Annotated in this window: 16 protein-coding genes; 10 read left to right on the top strand and 6 right to left on the bottom strand. The window is 38.4% G+C overall.

The annotated features are described in order from the left end of the window. The first annotated feature begins 14 nt into the window (after positions 1–14). From QNI15_RS08980 to QNI15_RS08965, 4 genes are all read left to right on the top strand, one after another. The gene (locus QNI15_RS08980) at positions 15–977 is read left to right on the top strand and encodes a magnesium transporter CorA family protein (protein ID WP_314031453.1); all 963 of its coding nucleotides are present in this window, start codon (positions 15–17) and stop codon (positions 975–977) included. Between the two features lie 61 nt (positions 978–1038). Next, positions 1039–2514 carry a hypothetical protein gene (locus QNI15_RS08975; RefSeq protein ID WP_314031451.1) on the top strand — a complete coding sequence of 492 codons (1476 nt, stop codon included), beginning with the start codon at positions 1039–1041 and terminating at the stop codon, positions 2512–2514. A gap of 108 nt (positions 2515–2622) precedes the next feature. Then, complete coding sequence (locus QNI15_RS08970) at positions 2623–3351, top strand: DUF7003 family protein (protein WP_314002398.1); 729 nt, start codon at positions 2623–2625, stop codon at positions 3349–3351. A gap of 20 nt (positions 3352–3371) precedes the next feature. Then, positions 3372–3824: a hypothetical protein gene (locus QNI15_RS08965; RefSeq protein ID WP_313975838.1), complete on the top strand. Its 453-nt coding sequence runs from the start codon at positions 3372–3374 to the stop codon at positions 3822–3824. Positions 3825–4015: 191 nt separating this feature from the next. Here the strand turns inward: QNI15_RS08965 and QNI15_RS08960 are convergent, their stop codons facing one another. Both QNI15_RS08960 and QNI15_RS08955 read right to left on the bottom strand, forming a co-directional pair. Beyond that, positions 4016–4963 carry a polysaccharide deacetylase family protein gene (locus tag QNI15_RS08960; RefSeq protein WP_314031449.1) on the bottom strand — a complete coding sequence of 316 codons (948 nt, stop codon included), beginning with the start codon at positions 4961–4963 and terminating at the stop codon, positions 4016–4018. Positions 4964–4979: 16 nt separating this feature from the next. After that, positions 4980–5462: a DoxX family membrane protein gene (locus QNI15_RS08955; protein WP_314031448.1), complete on the bottom strand. Its 483-nt coding sequence runs from the start codon at positions 5460–5462 to the stop codon at positions 4980–4982. A 34-nt stretch (positions 5463–5496) separates the two neighbouring features. On the opposite strand from QNI15_RS08955, the gene QNI15_RS08950 reads away from it, so the two are divergent. The 4 genes from QNI15_RS08950 to QNI15_RS08935 all read left to right on the top strand — a co-directional run bounded on the left by QNI15_RS08950 (position 5497) and on the right by QNI15_RS08935 (position 8988). Continuing rightward, positions 5497–6345 (top strand): helix-turn-helix domain-containing protein, encoded by an 849-nt coding sequence (locus QNI15_RS08950; RefSeq protein WP_314031446.1) that lies wholly within the window; start codon positions 5497–5499, stop codon positions 6343–6345. A 101-nt stretch (positions 6346–6446) separates the two neighbouring features. After that, positions 6447–7382, top strand: coding sequence for a sugar phosphate isomerase/epimerase family protein (locus QNI15_RS08945; protein WP_314031444.1), 936 nt, complete (start codon positions 6447–6449; stop codon positions 7380–7382). Positions 7383–7646: 264 nt separating this feature from the next. After that, positions 7647–8468 (top strand): hypothetical protein, encoded by an 822-nt coding sequence (locus QNI15_RS08940; protein ID WP_314031443.1) that lies wholly within the window; start codon positions 7647–7649, stop codon positions 8466–8468. Positions 8469–8661: 193 nt separating this feature from the next. After that, complete coding sequence (locus QNI15_RS08935) at positions 8662–8988, top strand: hypothetical protein (RefSeq protein WP_314031441.1); 327 nt, start codon at positions 8662–8664, stop codon at positions 8986–8988. Positions 8989–9424: 436 nt separating this feature from the next. Here the strand turns inward: QNI15_RS08935 and QNI15_RS08930 are convergent, their stop codons facing one another. Next, positions 9425–10231, bottom strand: coding sequence for a hypothetical protein (locus QNI15_RS08930; protein ID WP_314031440.1), 807 nt, complete (start codon positions 10229–10231; stop codon positions 9425–9427). Positions 10232–10598: 367 nt separating this feature from the next. Here QNI15_RS08930 and QNI15_RS08925 point away from each other — a divergent pair, with 367 nt between their 5' ends. Continuing rightward, positions 10599–11849 carry a DEAD/DEAH box helicase gene (locus QNI15_RS08925; RefSeq protein WP_314031438.1) on the top strand — a complete coding sequence of 417 codons (1251 nt, stop codon included), beginning with the start codon at positions 10599–10601 and terminating at the stop codon, positions 11847–11849. 40 nt (positions 11850–11889) lie between these two features. On the opposite strand, the gene QNI15_RS08920 is transcribed toward QNI15_RS08925, so the two are convergent. Continuing rightward, positions 11890–13761: a CocE/NonD family hydrolase gene (locus QNI15_RS08920; protein WP_314031436.1), complete on the bottom strand. Its 1872-nt coding sequence runs from the start codon at positions 13759–13761 to the stop codon at positions 11890–11892. Positions 13762–13858: 97 nt separating this feature from the next. Here QNI15_RS08920 and QNI15_RS08915 point away from each other — a divergent pair, with 97 nt between their 5' ends. Continuing rightward, a complete protein-coding gene (locus QNI15_RS08915) occupies positions 13859–14317 on the top strand; it encodes a hypothetical protein (RefSeq protein ID WP_314031435.1) in 459 nt (152 codons plus the stop codon). A gap of 123 nt (positions 14318–14440) precedes the next feature. Here the strand turns inward: QNI15_RS08915 and QNI15_RS08910 are convergent, their stop codons facing one another. Together QNI15_RS08910 and QNI15_RS08905 are read right to left on the bottom strand one after the other, a co-directional pair. Further along, positions 14441–15526 (bottom strand): zinc-binding metallopeptidase family protein, encoded by a 1086-nt coding sequence (locus QNI15_RS08910; RefSeq protein ID WP_314031433.1) that lies wholly within the window; start codon positions 15524–15526, stop codon positions 14441–14443. A gap of 62 nt (positions 15527–15588) precedes the next feature. Beyond that, positions 15589–16581, bottom strand: a complete 993-nt coding sequence (locus QNI15_RS08905; RefSeq protein WP_314002376.1) for a glycosyltransferase family 2 protein — start codon at positions 16579–16581, stop codon at positions 15589–15591. Positions 16582–16665 lie beyond the last annotated feature (84 nt).

The raw sequence follows: 16665 nt of genomic DNA, 5'->3' as shown, positions 1-16665 counted from the left end.
TGTATCATTGAGATATGATTCGCTGTCTATTAGATAACCATTGTACAGAAAAAAGCGACCTGGATGTAGTTGCTTTATCTGGTTTTCGCTGGATGGATATTACTCAGCCTGACCCTGAGGAAATCCAGGAGATTGCAAATGAGTTTGGATTGCCTCACTATGCAATCAAAGACTGTCTGGAACCTGATCACCTTCCTAAATATGAAAATACAGGGGCCTATAAGTTTATCATTGTACGTTTTTATAGTCCGCGCAATGGTGGAGCAAAAAATGGTGAGGCTGGCAAGCATGATATACATACGGTGCAGGAACTCTCCTCCAAAATAGGATTTTTTTATAACAACGGGTTTCTGCTCACGATTCATCGCCGCCAGATCCCCTTTATAGATGAGATTAAAGAGAAATATGTAGATACAGGCTATGTAACTTTTCCTGAAGAGGCTGTTGTGAAAGTGGTTTGGAATGTGTTGCATACATATGAACAAGAAGCCGAAGCCTTGGTGAGTCAGGTAGATACATTGGAACGACGAGTGTTTTTAAAAGAACGCATTCCGGATCTGCAACAACGACTCTATGTATTGAAACGAAAAGCTAGTATCTGTCAGCGCATCCTATTTGTGACCCGTGATGTGTTAGCTAAAATTACCACAACTCCCAGAGATACCGCCGCTTTGCAAGATGTTAGGGATTTGCATACTAAACTGGAAGTTGCCTACGCCCAGTTACTGGATGATATCAGTAACTTGTTGAATGTATACATTTCTTTATCTGCTCAGCGTACCAATGACATTGTAAAAGTCCTCACAATTTTTTCGGTGTTTTTTATGCCTCTTACCTTTATTGCAGGTATCTACGGGATGAATTTCGATTATATGCCAGAACTAAGGCACAAGTGGGGATATCCAATATCACTAGGCGCCATGGTAGCTATTTCATTGGGCATTTATATCTGGTTTAAGCGAAAACGTTGGTTATGATAAACTTCGCTATTGTGCTAGATAATCTAGCTTCCAGCTCAGTATGTCAATAAAATCTGTTATGAATATAATGCTCTTAGAAGAAGTAACTGAGCTGTATACACAATATACCCAAACTATACTTGCAAAAGATAATGCTCAAATGCTAGCATTTATCTATCCAAAGTTATTTGATTATATTTCGAAAGATCTGCTTATTAAAAGCTTGAATGCTAGTCAGAAAGATAAATCATTAGAGATATCGTTTGATAATTTTGAGATCATATCAATAGATAAACAATATGTCATAAATGAAGTTGTCTATGTCTTGTTTCAAACGACAAATACAACTGTATGGAAGTTTACTGAGCATGACATAGCTTGTAATCGAAAGCAACGGCAAAAGAAAAATGCCGATTTTGAGAAATTTATCTATATAGGATTTAAGGAAAGATATGGAGAGTCTAATGTTTCTTACAATGAAGAAAATAGCTCCATGTTTGCGAAAGTTGCCAATAAGTTATTAGCGATTAAAGAAGAGAATAAATGGTATTTACTGGAGATAAAAAGTCATTTGTTAGAACTATATCAAAAATTTCTACCTCAGGACCTTGTATCTGAATGTAAATCATACTTACCTCTTGAAATAGAAAGCGAGCCTTTGGATACCAGCCAACAAGACATTATTAAACAAGACGTTTTATCTGCGGATAATCTGGATAGGGTTTACCTGGCAGGTTGGGAGATAAGCTTTAATGATAAGCAACAATTTGAAAATTTTGTGATTACTCAGGCTACAGACAAAGAGACAATTTTGGCTATTTATTCTGGAACTGAACTTGTTTTTGAAGACAAGAAACTCATTCAGGCATATGAGTACACTGACGGAGAAAGAAAAGAACTAGCCTTACAGAAGCATGAATTAGGTTTACCTTTGCCTGCTTTTGAACCTCATCGAATAGTGCAATTGGTTGAAGCATCTGAGGGATTACACCAGCTTGGAGGAGAAGTACCTGCCAATTTTGTACTGCCAGAGGCCAATTGTATAGTTCCTTTCCAATATCTGGGATATATAAATAATGAAGATGTCAACTTTCAATGGTTGCCTTTCCAATTACATTTGACATGTCCTATTTATTTGAACATCCAAAATGTATTTCTTGATTACTCAGATCCTTTACATCCTGTATTACTAAATAAAGACGAGGTGGAAAGTGCGGATACATCATATGATGACCTGGATCAAAACACAGAAATTGTATTTCAAGAGATGGCATTTGATTTTGTAGAAGGTGTTGAGTTTTTAGGAGAAGGATATGCAGGAATTCCCAACTGGATTCAATATCCCGAATTTCCTGTATGTCCTAAATCTGGAAAGCTGATGCGGTTTCTGTGTCAGGTTTATGGAGGCGTAGACACAAAGCGATCCAATGTTGTACCCAGAAAAGAGTGGTATAGCAAATATTATGAAACACTAAACTTCTGGGGAGACGGTGCATTATATGTCTTCTTTGAGCCAACTTCGAGAGTTGCCTGTTATTTTATTCAGAATACATAATGAACTTTGTTGATAAGGGAGCCACTATGGCCTTTTACATTTTATGAAATATTTGCTTACCATTGACCTATTGCTATTTGTAAGTTGCCAACAGCGGACTAACACACTATGACTGAACAAGATATTCTTCATGAACTGGATGAAACAAAGAATAAATTTTTTCTTGATCTGGAGCACGGGTATTTTCATACAGCAGGGAGTCGGATTACTCTTTTTGCGGATAAATCTCGTTGGGCAATTGTAATGGAAAAGACAGGATATGGCAATAGAAGCATGAGTATTGAAATAGACATATGCTATTATTCCAACTGCCTAGCTATGGAAGAGTACACATTAGGTTTCAATAACACAGGTGTTGAATTGTTTTCCGAAATAGATTTCCAAAACATAGGCAAGGGTTTTGAACTAGTCGATACAGAAGCAAGATTTATCACTATCCGAGATAAAAAGTTACCCATAGAAAAGGATGAGAATAAATACAAAGAGAAAGGTATTAAGATTCGCGATTACGACAATCCGGATCATCAGATTGATTTCGTAGCATTAACCCGCTATCTGGATGAACAATACCCGGAATTGTTTAGGGCCTCTGACGCAGAAATACATAAATACCTACCAGCCGATCTCCCCAAACTAATGACGATTGATAAATGGCACCATAAAACCTACTGGGAAATATATGATTCTAATCCGTATGGTGAAGATACCCGCCCCAGTACCTATGAAACGTTTCAGATGATAGCAAAGATATTGGTTACGAAAGATACCACTTTATGGAAACCCACACTTCCTCCCAATAACGACTGGCGAAACTGGCCAGAAGCAGGCAGTTTATAACCTACTAAATACCAACAGATATGGAACAATCCTTCCCAGGTATTCTCATTCTTGTTTTTCCTGTTTTCTTTGTGTCAATATTTGTGGGAGTTATCTTCCTTATTTCACAGTTCGGATGGGCACGACTTGCTTCCAGTTATCGAAATGATTCCCCATTTGAGGGAAAGCGCATTGGCATTATCACCGCCAGAATTAATAGGGTAAATTACAAAAATTGTCTTTCTCTCAAGTGCAATGAAGAAGGACTGTACATGCGACCTATATTGTTTTTCAGACTGTTTCATCCTCCTGTTCTTATTCCCTGGAAAGACATTGTAGATGTTAAAGAGAAAAAGATTCTGTTTTTTACTACTAAAAAGCTTACTGTCGGTGAGCCTTCTGTTGCATCCATTGAAATTTCCAGATTTACTTATAGCCAGTTAGAACCTTATTATCTAAATGCTTCTGCTAACCAGAAGTCCAGATATAACTGAGCTAATAATAGAGTAGTAAACTCCATAGATTTGTCATGTTTGATTATTCCTAAAACAGAATCTGGATCAGATTGAGAGTTGGACTTCTTTAGTGATCGTAGGTTGTTGGTAATGAATAGAAATAGTCAAGGATTTGCAAGAAGCTTATGCGGCTTGCGAAACCTTGACTCTAAATTCTCTATTTTTCTGTTTTATTGATTTCTTAGTGTGTGTTTATCCTGTAATACAAAACGAGCAATCTCATCCTTTCGCATAAACCGGACACCTTTCTGCTTTTTGGCAAAACTGATAAACTCATGCATTACCTGAGCCATAGCAGGAGTGCCTCCAATACGATCATGTAAACTCACTGACATCATACGGCGTTTGGTGGCTGACTCGGCATATAGCCAGGTGAACTCATCTTTAAGCTGGTCAGCAAACTGACGGCTGGAAAAATGGCGGCCTTCCATTAGCAGAATATCATTGCAACGGAGAGTATAGGGAACTGTCACAAAGTCTTTTTCATTGACAGTTGAAATAAATGGTTCGTCACGGCTTATATCATCAATATGATACAGAAAGCCAAGTTCCTGCAATACATTTAGTGTATTGACACTTCTGCGCAGCCAGTTACAATTGTAACCAACAGGTGTTTGTCCGGTGACCCTTTTGATCGCATCCATGCCTGCGGCAACAAAAGCTTTTTCCTCACTGGCTGACATTGTGACCTGTGGTGTCCAGGACATACCATGTGCTGCCCCTTCATGTCCACGGTCTACGATTTCTTTTGCTAAAGCTGGATGATTTAACACGGCTTGGCCAACCATATGAGAAGTAACTTTAATCTGGTGCTTATCCCATAGATCAAGCATTCTGGGAATGCCTTCTTTGTAGCCATAGGCAAACCATGTACGAGCAGGCAGATCAGGTACGCCAGCTGGAAGATAATTGCCTGAAAATGGGCTATCCGCTCCAAAATCAAGTTCTCCGCCTGCTTCAAACTGCATCGAAAGTGAAATCACTAGTCGGGTATTATCTGGCCAGAAAGACGCTGAGTCCGAAGATGGTGCAACTAGATAAGGCAATGGAGAGCCAGATAACATAGTAAATGCTCCTGCTATAGAAGTTTTAGATAAAAAATGTCTGCGAGTTTCCATAAGCACTTATGTATCTCTATCTAATAGAAAAAAGTTTATCCAATGAATAACGATTGAATTGGAGATTCCAGATTAGAATGAAGAAAAAGATCACATAGATCATCTGAATTCCTACTGTATGCCAGTCCTGCTTGATACATAAACCTGAAATAAGACAGATCATCAACAGGAATCCCGTTGTGAGAGATAGACGTGTAAGCAGGCCTGTCAGTAACAAAAGTCCTAGTAGGGCTTCCAGATAGGGCAGGATAGAGGCAAATGGTGATACAAGTCCTGATGTAAGCAATGTGCCTTCAAAGTTTTTAATCATCCACTCTTTGAATCCGGATACACCATTGTAAATGCGTATAAAGCCATGTAAAAAGAAATTTACTCCTAAAGTAGCTCTTAGCAGTAAATAGGCAAGTTCGTGATTGTTGGTTTCCATAAAGTTTGTTTTGATTGTGATAGTACAAAGGTAGAGCCTGGCAGATTGAGGCTTCTGGTAAAAATCCATCATAAATTGGTATCTTTGTTCGCGATCTTTAGGTTGTATGAAGACTTACAAACAATACGAACTATTTAAGATTTCCCGGTTTGAAACAACAGAATGGAAACATCCTTTGCATAATCATACCTACTTTGAGATTATTTTTATTCAAAATGGCAATGGATGGCATACAATAAATGACAATCGCTTTCCCTATAAAGAAGGAAATGTGTTTTTATTGACACCAGGTGACTATCATACATTTGAAATAGAAACAGCTACCCGGTTTTGTTATTTGAAATTTACCGAGTTATATCTGAAAAATAATGGATTTTTACCAGAGCAGGATGAGTGGTTTCGACAGCTTGAATTTATACTGCATACACATAATCTGCTTCCAGGTGATGTACTCCGAAACGAACAGGACAGAATACTGGTAACACAATTGCTGGAAGTGCTTTTACATGAGTCAGATACAAGGAAGATGTACTCAGAAAACATTGTACAAAACTGTCTTAAAAGCATGTTGGATATTATATCCCGAAATATTATAGTAAAGAAAGAAGCAGTAAAACAACCCGATCGTGATTTGCTGACCGAATTAACTACGTATGTAAGACGGTATATATATGAACCGGAGAAGCTTCGTATTCAACACCTGGCAGAACAGTTTAATCTTTCTTCCAACTACATTGGAATTTATTTTAAACGAAAAATGGGTGAATCTCTGCAACAGTACATTCTTCAATACAAACTGAAACTGATTGAAACCCGCTTGTTGTACAGTGACCGCACTATTTCAGAGATAGGCTATGAATTAGGATTTACTGACGAGAGTCATCTCAATAAAACTTTCCGAAAGTATAAAGGCATGAGTCCCAAAGCCTTTCGTTTACAAAAGAGGCCAGGGTGAGGTGATTTATACAAAGATGGATACGAAAAGTATTAAATAAGTTATACTAAAACCGGAAAAAGTAGTAATCTTGTTTATACAATCTGACACCTGTAGCTATTATGTCCTCACCTCAGACGAACCGTCGCACACACCTCAAGCAGCTAAGTGCAGTAATGGGTATTTCTGCATTGCCTGACTTACAACCCATTGAAGCCACTGCAAAGCCCAACTTTATATACAGCCTGAATATGAGTACTATTCGGGGGCAAAACCTCGGATTTGCCAAAGAACTGGAAGTGGCTTCCAAAGCAGGCTTTCGTTCTGTAGAGATCTGGATGGACTCTCTGCAAACTTATCTTGATAAAGGTGGATCACTGTCAGATGCCCGAAAACGCATCTCTGATCTGGGACTGACAATTGAAAACGCCATCGGATTTGCTCAGTGGATTGTCGATGATGAGACTACACAACAAAAGGGTGTAGAGCAGCTTAAACGCGAAATGGATATGCTTGCTCAACTGGGATGCCATCGTACTGCAGCACCACCAATGGGAGCAACACAAGTACCCGGCCTGGATCTGAAACGTGCAGCAGAACGTTACCGAACTATTGTGGAACTAGGCGTCAAGATGACTGTAATACCTCAATTAGAACTATGGGGCTTTTCACAGAACCTGAGTCGTTTAAGTGAAGTATCCTATGTTGCTGTTGAAAGCGGGCATCCTTCAGCCCGTATGTTACTGGATGTATATCATTTGTTCAAAGGCGGTTCCAGCCTGGATAGCTTGCCATTAATTGGCAAAACGGGCATTGAAGTTTTTCATGTCAATGATTATGCTGCCTCTGCCAATCCTTCTACCATTACCGATGGCGACCGTGTTTACACAGGCGATGGCGTGGCACCAATAGGTCGTATTTTACAAGCTTTGGCCCCAACTGATCGTCCATTGGTTATCTCACTGGAAGTATTCAATAAGAATTACTATGCTCAGGATGCTTTGCTGGTTGCACAGAATGCGCTAGCCAAAATGAAACAGGTAACAAAAAGTTTGTAGTGAATCTATTGGTAGATTTGTGTGGATGGTCAATCTTTTGATGCAAAGCCAATTGTGAGCCAATACCGATTTTGCTGGCTATGTCAGTAGATCAGATCAAAATATTGATGGCATTCCCATACTATCAAATCCTTTACTACTCTTTTTCTTCTCTCAAAAGAATTACTCATTGTGTTCGTTTAGTAATTCTTTTGATGGCTGTAAATATCCAGTAAAACTTTTGATAGATTTACTGCTCATCAAAAGTTTTACTGGATCTGTTACATGTTTTCGGAAATATCCGCACCCACTCTTATACCTATTGGATTTGAATCATCACTTACTCTAAAAGAGATGATTCTCCTTATTATAATTTTACTGCTAATCGGATGGGCTATATTCCAGAGTTGTGTTTATGTAATCCTTAGATGGACAGGCCTGACCAATACACGTAAAATCCGTTTTCGTGCACTTGTCGCTACCTTCATTCTTACCCCACTGTTGATTGTTCTGGTGGTAGCGGTACTGGTTTTGTATACTATTCTGAAGGGATTAAAAACTGGAATTAGTCAACAATCGCAAACAACTGATATTATTGGTATTGAGACACAATATGTTTCGCCTGTAGGCATACTTATACTCATTACAATTCTATTGGTAATTGGTTTCCTTGTTTATCAGATGAGTTATTATGCGATTCGTCGAGGTATAAAAATATCTGATGTGCAAAAAATCCGAATTGGAGCATTTGTTGTCAGCATAATACTTACTCTATTGCTAACATTTTTGTTGGTAATAGCGTTTGTTTGGTATAGCATTTTGAATGAGTTAAAAGGAAATAACAACCTTAGTCCGCAATTGGATGAATCTTTGTATAATATGACTCGTGATAGTATAGACCAGATGCATTTGCAGGGTAAAACCAAATCCGAAGTCGTTGATTTACTTGGAAAAACAGACACAACTTCCAATGAGTTGGTTTATGATTTGTCGATGAATGGAGAACCTTTAGAGGAGAATCTAAACTATACACCGGAAGTGCTCTTTCTGGTAGTTACTATTGAGAATGGAAAAGTGATACGTTATAAGTTGAAGCAGGAGAAATAGATTTAATGGGACAAGATGATAGTATTGTATTAGAATAATTGTATCTTCTGGTTAATTTAAAAAATCTTCCTTACAGCTGTTTTAGATAATTATGCGGACTTATGTGCTAACTATATTTTCCTTTTGGTTGTATAGCCTATGCTATGCTCAAACCAACTTTTTTGCTTATCGCTTGTTTCACAAGGGAGATAATATGTCTTTTCCTGTTTTTACAGATTCAACCAATAGTCTGGCAGTACAAAAGATTAACCAAATGCTGCAGATAGTTGAACTGGAATTAGTAAAAAGTGCTAAACAAAGGAATATATTTGAACAGGCGTCTTTTGATGATGGAACTATTTATGGAGGAAAGGTAATCCTTACACCAACAATCTATCAGAACTCTGACAGACTACTTTCTATTGGGTTTTGGAATTCCAGTTGTGGGGCTACTTGTGCTTACTGGGTGAGTTATTATAACTTTAATCCTGGTAATGGTGATCTGATACATAAAGGACTTATTTACCGAAACAGGATATAAATTGTTTTCCGAAAAACCAAAAGTTTGATGAGATAAAGACTGTTTCTGCTTTCCGAATATCCGAATTTAAGAATTATCTCAATGCTTATGGAAAGGCCATATTTGGGTATAGTACAGATTCTGTATCCAACTTTCGATCTAAATCTCTTCCTCAAGTTTTTAATGGGAACATTGGGAACTCACCTGTTCTTATGGTGATTAATGTGAAAAATGATGAAATTAGCGCTGAATATGTCTATACAAAGTATAAGAGGGGTATTTTTGTCAGTGGAAAGCTTGAGAATGGAGCTTGTGAGTTGAAAGAAAGAGATCGAGGAATCATTGAGGCAAGGTTTGATGGCAATGAACTAAAAGGCACCTGGAAGAGTAAAGACAATTCCAGGTGTTACCCAGTTAGATTGACAAGGAAGTGATCGTCAGATATAATGAGAGATAGTTATTGACAGTTATACTTCAAAGTATCTGGTGCATAGTAAGTAAATGTATGTGTTTTATGGTCCTCATAGGTATAGGTGGCTGTGGCAGGATAACCCTTTTCGTTATACGTCATATCACAAGTATATGTGCCTATTTTTACACCATCACTGTTAAAAATGGAATAGGAGGTAAGATTATTTTTACTCAATATGTTGAGTCCAATCAACCAGCCAAGAACACCCCAATTTTCATAAGGACTCTTTTTGTCATCAAATACAGACTCTCCCTGATTCATATATTCTTTATCTCCTGAATATGTATAGCTTTTAGTACAATTATCATTGTCATCGTATTCATGTCTGTAGTATTGGTTATCTAATCGGGATGGAAGATAAATATGAGTTAATCGTCCTTTAGTATCATATTTTAACCGATGACGGGATGAGGTATCTGGATGATAATAAAATGAAGAAATTTTGCCTGAGTTATCATACTCAAATCGAAAGTCTGAACTGTATACTACTTTGTCCAGAGAATCTATGTGTTCCTGAAACATTTTAATTACTTGTCCCTGGACATTGTATTCAAGTGTATGCATACGTCTATGTACAAAGGTAACATAGGGAGGAAATACGATATTAGCAGTAATGAGATGATTATGACTATCATAGGTAAATGTTGATATAGCCTTGTTGGCTTGAGAACCATTGCTGAGTAAATTACATCCTTGACCATCAGGAGTAACATTGCCATCAGACTTATTACAAGATTGATTACTGATAAAAATGATAAGGCAAATAATAAGGAAAGATAATTTTTGATACATAAAGTCAATTGAGTATGAGTAAAAGGTAATGTAATGGCTATTTATGTGATTGGGAGGAACATTGTAAACAGAATTGGTTTTTGAAAGAAGGTTTGTTTAGTTCAATATCGATAGCATTCTTCTGAACCAAAAAGGTTTATCAATTATGATTGTGTATTTAAGAGCAAGTTCGTATTTGTGGATATACTACTTAAAATATTGTAAAAGAGATACTTGTTATAGCGAGAACTATATTGTTATGAGAGAATGTTATATATTTGTCAAATACCAGCCATAACTGGTTAGTTTAATATTTCGAGCAGTAGGGTATTTGAATCATACAAAAACAACAAGTGTATAATCTCTTAAGTATAAAATAAACTCAGCATTGACTTTTCAGGATTTTAATTTCGATACAAGACTGGCAGAGGGGTTGACCGCAATGGGCTTTACTCAGCCAACTCCCATACAAGAACAAAGCATTCCTCTTATCTTAGAAAACAAGGATTTAATAGCTTGTGCCCAGACAGGTACAGGAAAAACAGCTGCCTATTTGCTGCCTATCCTTGATAAAATTGTGAGAGCCCCCGAAGATAAGCGGCATTTGAATACGCTTATTCTGGCACCTACCCGTGAACTGGCAACTCAGATTGATCAGCAGGTAGAAGGATTAGGATATTTTACGGGTGTCAGCTCGATCTCTGTATATGGAGGTGGGGATGGTGCTGCCTGGAGCCAGCAGCAGAAGGCATTATTGGAAGGTAGTGATGTTGTGATAGCCACTCCTGGCCGCCTGATTGCTTTATTACAGATGAAAGCAATTGACTTCTCCCGATTACAGCATTTAATTCTGGACGAAGCTGACCGGATGTTGGATATGGGATTTTATGATGACATTATCCGGATCATCAGTTATCTGCCCAGAAAACGTCAGACGTTGTTATTTTCTGCTACTATGCCGCCCAAAATTCGGACACTGGCAAACACGATTCTGATAAAACCTGAACAGATTAATATCTCTATCTCCAAACCAGCAGAAGGTATTCGTCAGGAGGCTTATCTGGCTTTTGATCATCAGAAAGTTGAGTTAATCCGACATATTTTTTCGGGTGATAGCTATGCCAGTGCTGTTATATTTGCTTCTACCAAAGAAGATGTACGAAACCTTGCAGGTGAACTACGTAAGATTGGCCTTCAGGTGAAGGCGTTTCACTCTGATTTGTTGCAAAAAGAGCGTGATGAGATATTGCGGGAGTTTAAGAATAAAACGCTGCCCGTTCTGATTGGCACAGATATTCTGTCGCGCGGTATTGATGTAGAAGGTATTAGCTTAGTAGTAAACTTCAACGTGCCACACGAACCAGAAGACTATATACATCGGATTGGTCGTACAGCCAGAGCCGCTACGACAGGCACAGCCATCACATTGGTCAATGAGAAAGACCAGCGTAAGTTTGCTTCTATTGAGCGTCTGATTGGCCGTGAAATTGACAAAGTGCCTCTTCCTGCCGAATTAGGCGAAGGACCCGTATATCATCCTCCTGTATCTGTAAAGAAGAAGTTTCGCAAAAAACGGCCATATGGGAAATCAGGCAATAAATCAGGAAAGAAACCTGTACAAAACAATAAGCCGAACTAGTGAAGTTCGGCTTATTGTTTTTGGGTCAATGGCAGAATCACTATTTAGTAACTGTCACTTTGATATGGGAAGGATATTGCTGACTGTGATAAAGTCTATGGGTTGCTTTCTGAAAATCAGCTTCCTCAGCCTCCCAGATGTGTTCTACATACTTCTGAGGATTGCGGTCTACCAATGGGAACCAGCTGCTTTGTACCTGAATCATGATCCGGTGTCCTTTGGGAAAAGTATGCGCTACATCGGGTAATTCATACATTACCTGCGACACCTGACCAGACACAAATGCTTCTGGTTTTTCAAAGCTGTTTCGGAATCGTCCCCGCATTACCTCTGCCCGTACCAGTCGTTGATAGCCGGCCATCTGAATGCCTTTGGGATTTGGAGCAGGATTAGGTGTATTGTCAGGCAGTACATCAATCAGTTTCACAATAAAGTCTGCATCAGTCCCTGTTGTAGATACAAATAAATCCGCTATTAGTTTGCCTGTGAGGGTAATGTCTTCAGTAAGCACCTCTGTCTGATAAACCAGCACATCCGGACGGCGTGACGCAAATCGCTGATCATCTGTCATATATTCGTTATTGCGTCTGGAATAAGTCCCATCTACATAGGGTACAGGTTTCGATGGATCACTGATGTATTCATCAAACGAGGTTTGTTCTGAGCTTTTTTCAAATGATAACTTGCCTCCAGGTGAGAAGTACAACTCTTTTACTGGTCCTTTTTTAGGAGGAAATGCCTCATACTGTTTCCATTGATTTGTACCTGTTTCAAAAACAGTTGCTTCGGGAAGAGTAAAGGTTCCTTTGTCTTTCAGAAAGAAATTGAAGAACGGTGTTTCAATCTGTTCGCGGTAATACTTAGCTGTATTTTGGCCAAAATCGTGTGTACCATACCGTGTCCAGTCTTCCCGTGACCAGGAACCATGTGTCCAAGGACCCATCACCAGGTAATTTTTATTGTTTGGAGACTGGCTTTCAATTGCTTCATAGGTGCGAAGTGCGCCAAACAAATCTTCTGCGTCAAACCATCCACCTACTACCAATGTGGCAGGCTTTACATTGGTAAGGTGAGTACGGATGTTACGGGCTTTCCAGTATTCGTTGTAGGTATCATTTTGCAGGTATTCATTCCAGATTTTACCCTTTCCCTTAAAGTATTGCTGATTTATATTTTTGAGTGGCCCCAGATTGAGATAGAACTCATAAGCATCTTTCATTTCTACTTGAGATAGTTGTTCATACTCTTTAACAGTTCCTTTCCGAGGTGAATCAAAGTAGTTCATAAACGAAAAGTTATCCATCAGAAAAAAGGCTCCTTTGTGGTATGCATCATCACCAATAAATTCATCTGTTACAGGTGCCTGAGGTGAAACAGCCTTTATAGCTGGATGGGCATTCGGTAGCGAAGCAGTTGCATAAAACCCTGGATAGGAAATTCCCCAAAGACCAACACGTGCATTATTGCCGGGGATATTCTTTATCAGCCATTCAACCGTATCATAGGTGTCTGTGCTTTCATCCGTTTCTTTTTTTGACTTTTTAACTGCCTTATGAGGTGTCATTTCTTCAAAGTTACCTTCACTCATATAGCGTCCGCGTACATCCTGGTATACAAAAATGTATTTCTCTCGCATAAGGAGTGAGTTAGCTCCCAGACGACGAGGATATTTGTCTTCTCCGTAAGGCCCTACCGAATAAGGAGTCCGCATCATCAGAAACGGATATTTCTGAGCTTTATCTTTGGGTACATAGATAGCTGTAAAGAGTTTGATTCCATCCCGCATGGTAATTTGCTTTTCCAGTTTGGTGTAGTTATCTCTGACAAAGGCAGAGTCTTCTTTGCTAGCTTGTCCAAATACAGGAATAATCAGAATAAATAAGAAAAATACAGTCAGTATGTTTTTGAGCATAGGTTTAGTGGTAAAATGGTTTTTAGTTTTGCGAAGATAGAATTTTGAAAAGATATGGGAATCCAATAAGTTAAGAAAAGAATTTATACGGGAGATTATGATTTCAGGCAAACGCTATCATACAGGATTTATTTCTGTCTATGATTTCATTAATCATATCTACATTCTATGCCCTAAATGTAGTAATCGTGCAGAAGTTCTTTCTGATGCAAAGGATAGAGTACATACCCGAATGACATGTGTACATTGTGGTATGAACCAACAATGGATGACCGATGAGGAACCCAAAGCAATATTGGTTGGTAAACCGGTAGATTGCTACTTCCGCTATCCGGTATGGTTACAATGTGTTGTAGGAGAAGAAATTTTGTTTGCCTATAACTATAAACATCTAACATTCTTAGAGCAGTTTATAACTGCCAGACTCAGAGAACGCAGTAAAGATCAGTATGGTTGGCGCAATAATAGTCTGCAAAGTCGACTACCTGCCTGGATGTTGAGTGCTAAGAATCGAATTAGGTTACTAAAGGCAATTGATAAACTAAAGAAGAAGTAGTATTTAGCAAAGTCTGGATAGATAATATGCTGATTAGAATAAGTTAGTCAAAAAAGTGAGGGTAGACTACCGATAAAGTAAGCTACCCTGCTATTCATACACCCTTTACAAACAATTTATCTTTCAGGCTCCTACTGTTTGCTGGGCAGGCATACGAAGCAACATGCTGGACTTTTTTACAAGCCAGTGAATAAATTGCATCTTTCTGACTACACCTGCTGTAAATACTTCTGGTACCAGATCCAGTAGACCCATGGTGCGATTCATTTCGTTGATTTTAATCCCCAATAATTCATAACGTTGTAGCATATTTAACAACTCATTTCCTGAGTTCTCAATAGGTTCATTGATAGTTAGTGCAACGTGTTCGGCTGTATCCAGAACTGCTACCATATCCAGATAAGCGCCAAAAGTCTCAGCGAAGTCTTCCCAAGGATGCATAGTAGCATAAGCACTAATATAATCTGTTTGCCAGTTTGGCTTAGGGCCATTCTGATAATAGCTATTCATCGCATCTGTATAAGACGGATTTTCATGATCTCCAAACACCTGTTTAAAGGAATCTTCACATTTGCCCTGTACCAACAATTGCCAGTAATAATGGGCAATCTCATGTCGGAAGTGCCCAATGAGTGTTCGATGTGGTTCTCCAAAGTCGACCCGAAGTTTTTCCCGTTCTACAGGATCTGCTTCCGTAATGTTGATAGTGATCTTGCCATCTGCATGACCTGTATATACTTTTTCCTCAATTGTTCCTGATCCTGAAGGGTCTGGAACAACTATATCTTCTTTAAAATCAAAGGAAAGAGGTAATTCGAACCCTTCAGCCGCAGTGCCATAAGGGAGTTTAAGAATATCTAAATTGTATAATAATCTCCGCTTGGCAACTTCTATCAAATACCAACGTTCTTTGTTTTTAGGATTGCTGATATCAGGAATAACATCATTGAACTTGCAATAATCGCAAAATTCATGTGTGTGTTCACCTTCATCATGAACACAACGATTACAAACCTGATGCACAGCATAATTAGTACATTTGCGTAATTGTGTGTTACAGTTCAGGCAGGTGTATGATGTACCATCTATTGGCTCCAGAGCTCTTATTCCCTGACATTCAGGGCACCAGCCTACCTCTCTTAAACAAGAGACACATTGAGAATTTTCAAAGTGAAGAGTATTGTTACATTTACAAGTATAAGTGTTCATATTTGCTACAATAGATATATCATATAACCCATTGTATATCAATAAAATTCTGTTCCTATATCTTATTTTGACTTACCAGATACTAAGTGTCGAAATTTCATATAGCTAAAAAACAGAAACCCTGTACGAATCCTCAGTCGAGCTAATGCTGCAATACTTTGAGATATAATATCAGAGCGACGCATTGCATGTAGTAAGTCCAGGTAGTCCTTTACCAAGCTAAAGTTTTCAGTAAAGAAGCTTTGACGTAGCAGATAACGTACCCTGTGTGCGAGTGCTTCATTTTCTGCTTCAGAAATATTTTGCCCATACGCTTTTCTGCAAACAGCTAAAGTAGAAGCTAGATGAGGATTATATCTCTTCCTATAGAATTGCTTTGATTCTGATTCTGGTGACTGCCGATAATAGGTTAGTAGTTCATCCTGATACCAATAGTTGTATTTACGGGTAGAACGTACAAAAAAATCGAAATCCTCATAAACCAGCGTTTCATCATATCCTTTCAGATCCTCATAGACCATTTTACGACTCATGATAGTTGGGGCACAAACACAATACCTGTGAAGTGTTTCCAGATAGATATTTCCAGAAGGCACCTTTTCCAACAGGGTTCCGTCTGGACTACGTTTATAAAAAGTCCCTATAACTTTAGAATTTTTATCTGTTAACCAAGCATCTGAAAAAACTACTCCATAGGAATTATCCAGTTGTTGGAATGATCTTACTTGTTTCTCAATACGTTCAGGATGTAATACATCATCACCTGCAAAATCCACAATAAACTCGCCCTCAGCTAATGTCAAAGCTTTGTTAAAGGCTTTTGTCATACCCATGTTCTGAGGTAATTGCAGGAACGTAATCGATGGATAGCGCTTCAGGAAATTAGTAATAACAGAAACACTACCATCTTTGCTGAAATCATCTACAACAATAAGTTGAATCTGCTGATAAGTTTGATCCATAACCGATTGTAAGGCCTCTGCAATAAATCTCTCATGGTTATAACAGAGGCATATAATAGTAACAAGCGGATCAGAATCTTTTGAGATTAGCATAGTTTATAAATGACTCGAGGGCTATAGTAACAGTTTCACACTGATTTGATAAACGAAGTGTAAGAGTAAATCGTGTTTGATGTG

Source organism: Xanthocytophaga flava, assembly GCF_030068545.1.
Classification (GTDB): domain Bacteria; phylum Bacteroidota; class Bacteroidia; order Cytophagales; family 172606-1; genus Xanthocytophaga; species Xanthocytophaga flava.
The sequence above is the reverse complement of the archived record's forward strand: the minus strand, read 5'-3'. Positions and strand labels throughout refer to the sequence as shown.

Excerpts from the sequence above, each read along its gene's own strand:
- QNI15_RS08920 (WP_314031436.1), bottom strand. The coding sequence starts at position 13,761 with ATGCTCAAAAACATACTGACTGTATTTTTCTTATTTATTCTGATTATT.
- QNI15_RS08905 (WP_314002376.1), bottom strand. The coding sequence starts at position 16,581 with ATGCTAATCTCAAAAGATTCTGATCCGCTTGTTACTATTATATGCCTC.
- QNI15_RS08970 (WP_314002398.1), top strand. The coding sequence starts at position 2,623 with ATGACTGAACAAGATATTCTTCATGAACTGGATGAAACAAAGAATAAA.
- QNI15_RS08960 (WP_314031449.1), bottom strand. The coding sequence starts at position 4,963 with ATGGAAACTCGCAGACATTTTTTATCTAAAACTTCTATAGCAGGAGCA.
- QNI15_RS08910 (WP_314031433.1), bottom strand. The coding sequence starts at position 15,526 with ATGAACACTTATACTTGTAAATGTAACAATACTCTTCACTTTGAAAAT.
- QNI15_RS08935 (WP_314031441.1), top strand. The coding sequence starts at position 8,662 with ATGTCTTTTCCTGTTTTTACAGATTCAACCAATAGTCTGGCAGTACAA.
- QNI15_RS08965 (WP_313975838.1), top strand. The coding sequence starts at position 3,372 with ATGGAACAATCCTTCCCAGGTATTCTCATTCTTGTTTTTCCTGTTTTC.
- QNI15_RS08940 (WP_314031443.1), top strand. The coding sequence starts at position 7,647 with ATGTTTTCGGAAATATCCGCACCCACTCTTATACCTATTGGATTTGAA.
- QNI15_RS08945 (WP_314031444.1), top strand. The coding sequence starts at position 6,447 with ATGTCCTCACCTCAGACGAACCGTCGCACACACCTCAAGCAGCTAAGT.
- QNI15_RS08980 (WP_314031453.1), top strand. The coding sequence starts at position 15 with ATGATTCGCTGTCTATTAGATAACCATTGTACAGAAAAAAGCGACCTG.
- QNI15_RS08955 (WP_314031448.1), bottom strand. The coding sequence starts at position 5,462 with ATGATGGATTTTTACCAGAAGCCTCAATCTGCCAGGCTCTACCTTTGT.
- QNI15_RS08975 (WP_314031451.1), top strand. The coding sequence starts at position 1,039 with ATGAATATAATGCTCTTAGAAGAAGTAACTGAGCTGTATACACAATAT.
- QNI15_RS08950 (WP_314031446.1), top strand. The coding sequence starts at position 5,497 with ATGAAGACTTACAAACAATACGAACTATTTAAGATTTCCCGGTTTGAA.
- QNI15_RS08930 (WP_314031440.1), bottom strand. The coding sequence starts at position 10,231 with ATGTATCAAAAATTATCTTTCCTTATTATTTGCCTTATCATTTTTATC.
- QNI15_RS08915 (WP_314031435.1), top strand. The coding sequence starts at position 13,859 with ATGATTTCAGGCAAACGCTATCATACAGGATTTATTTCTGTCTATGAT.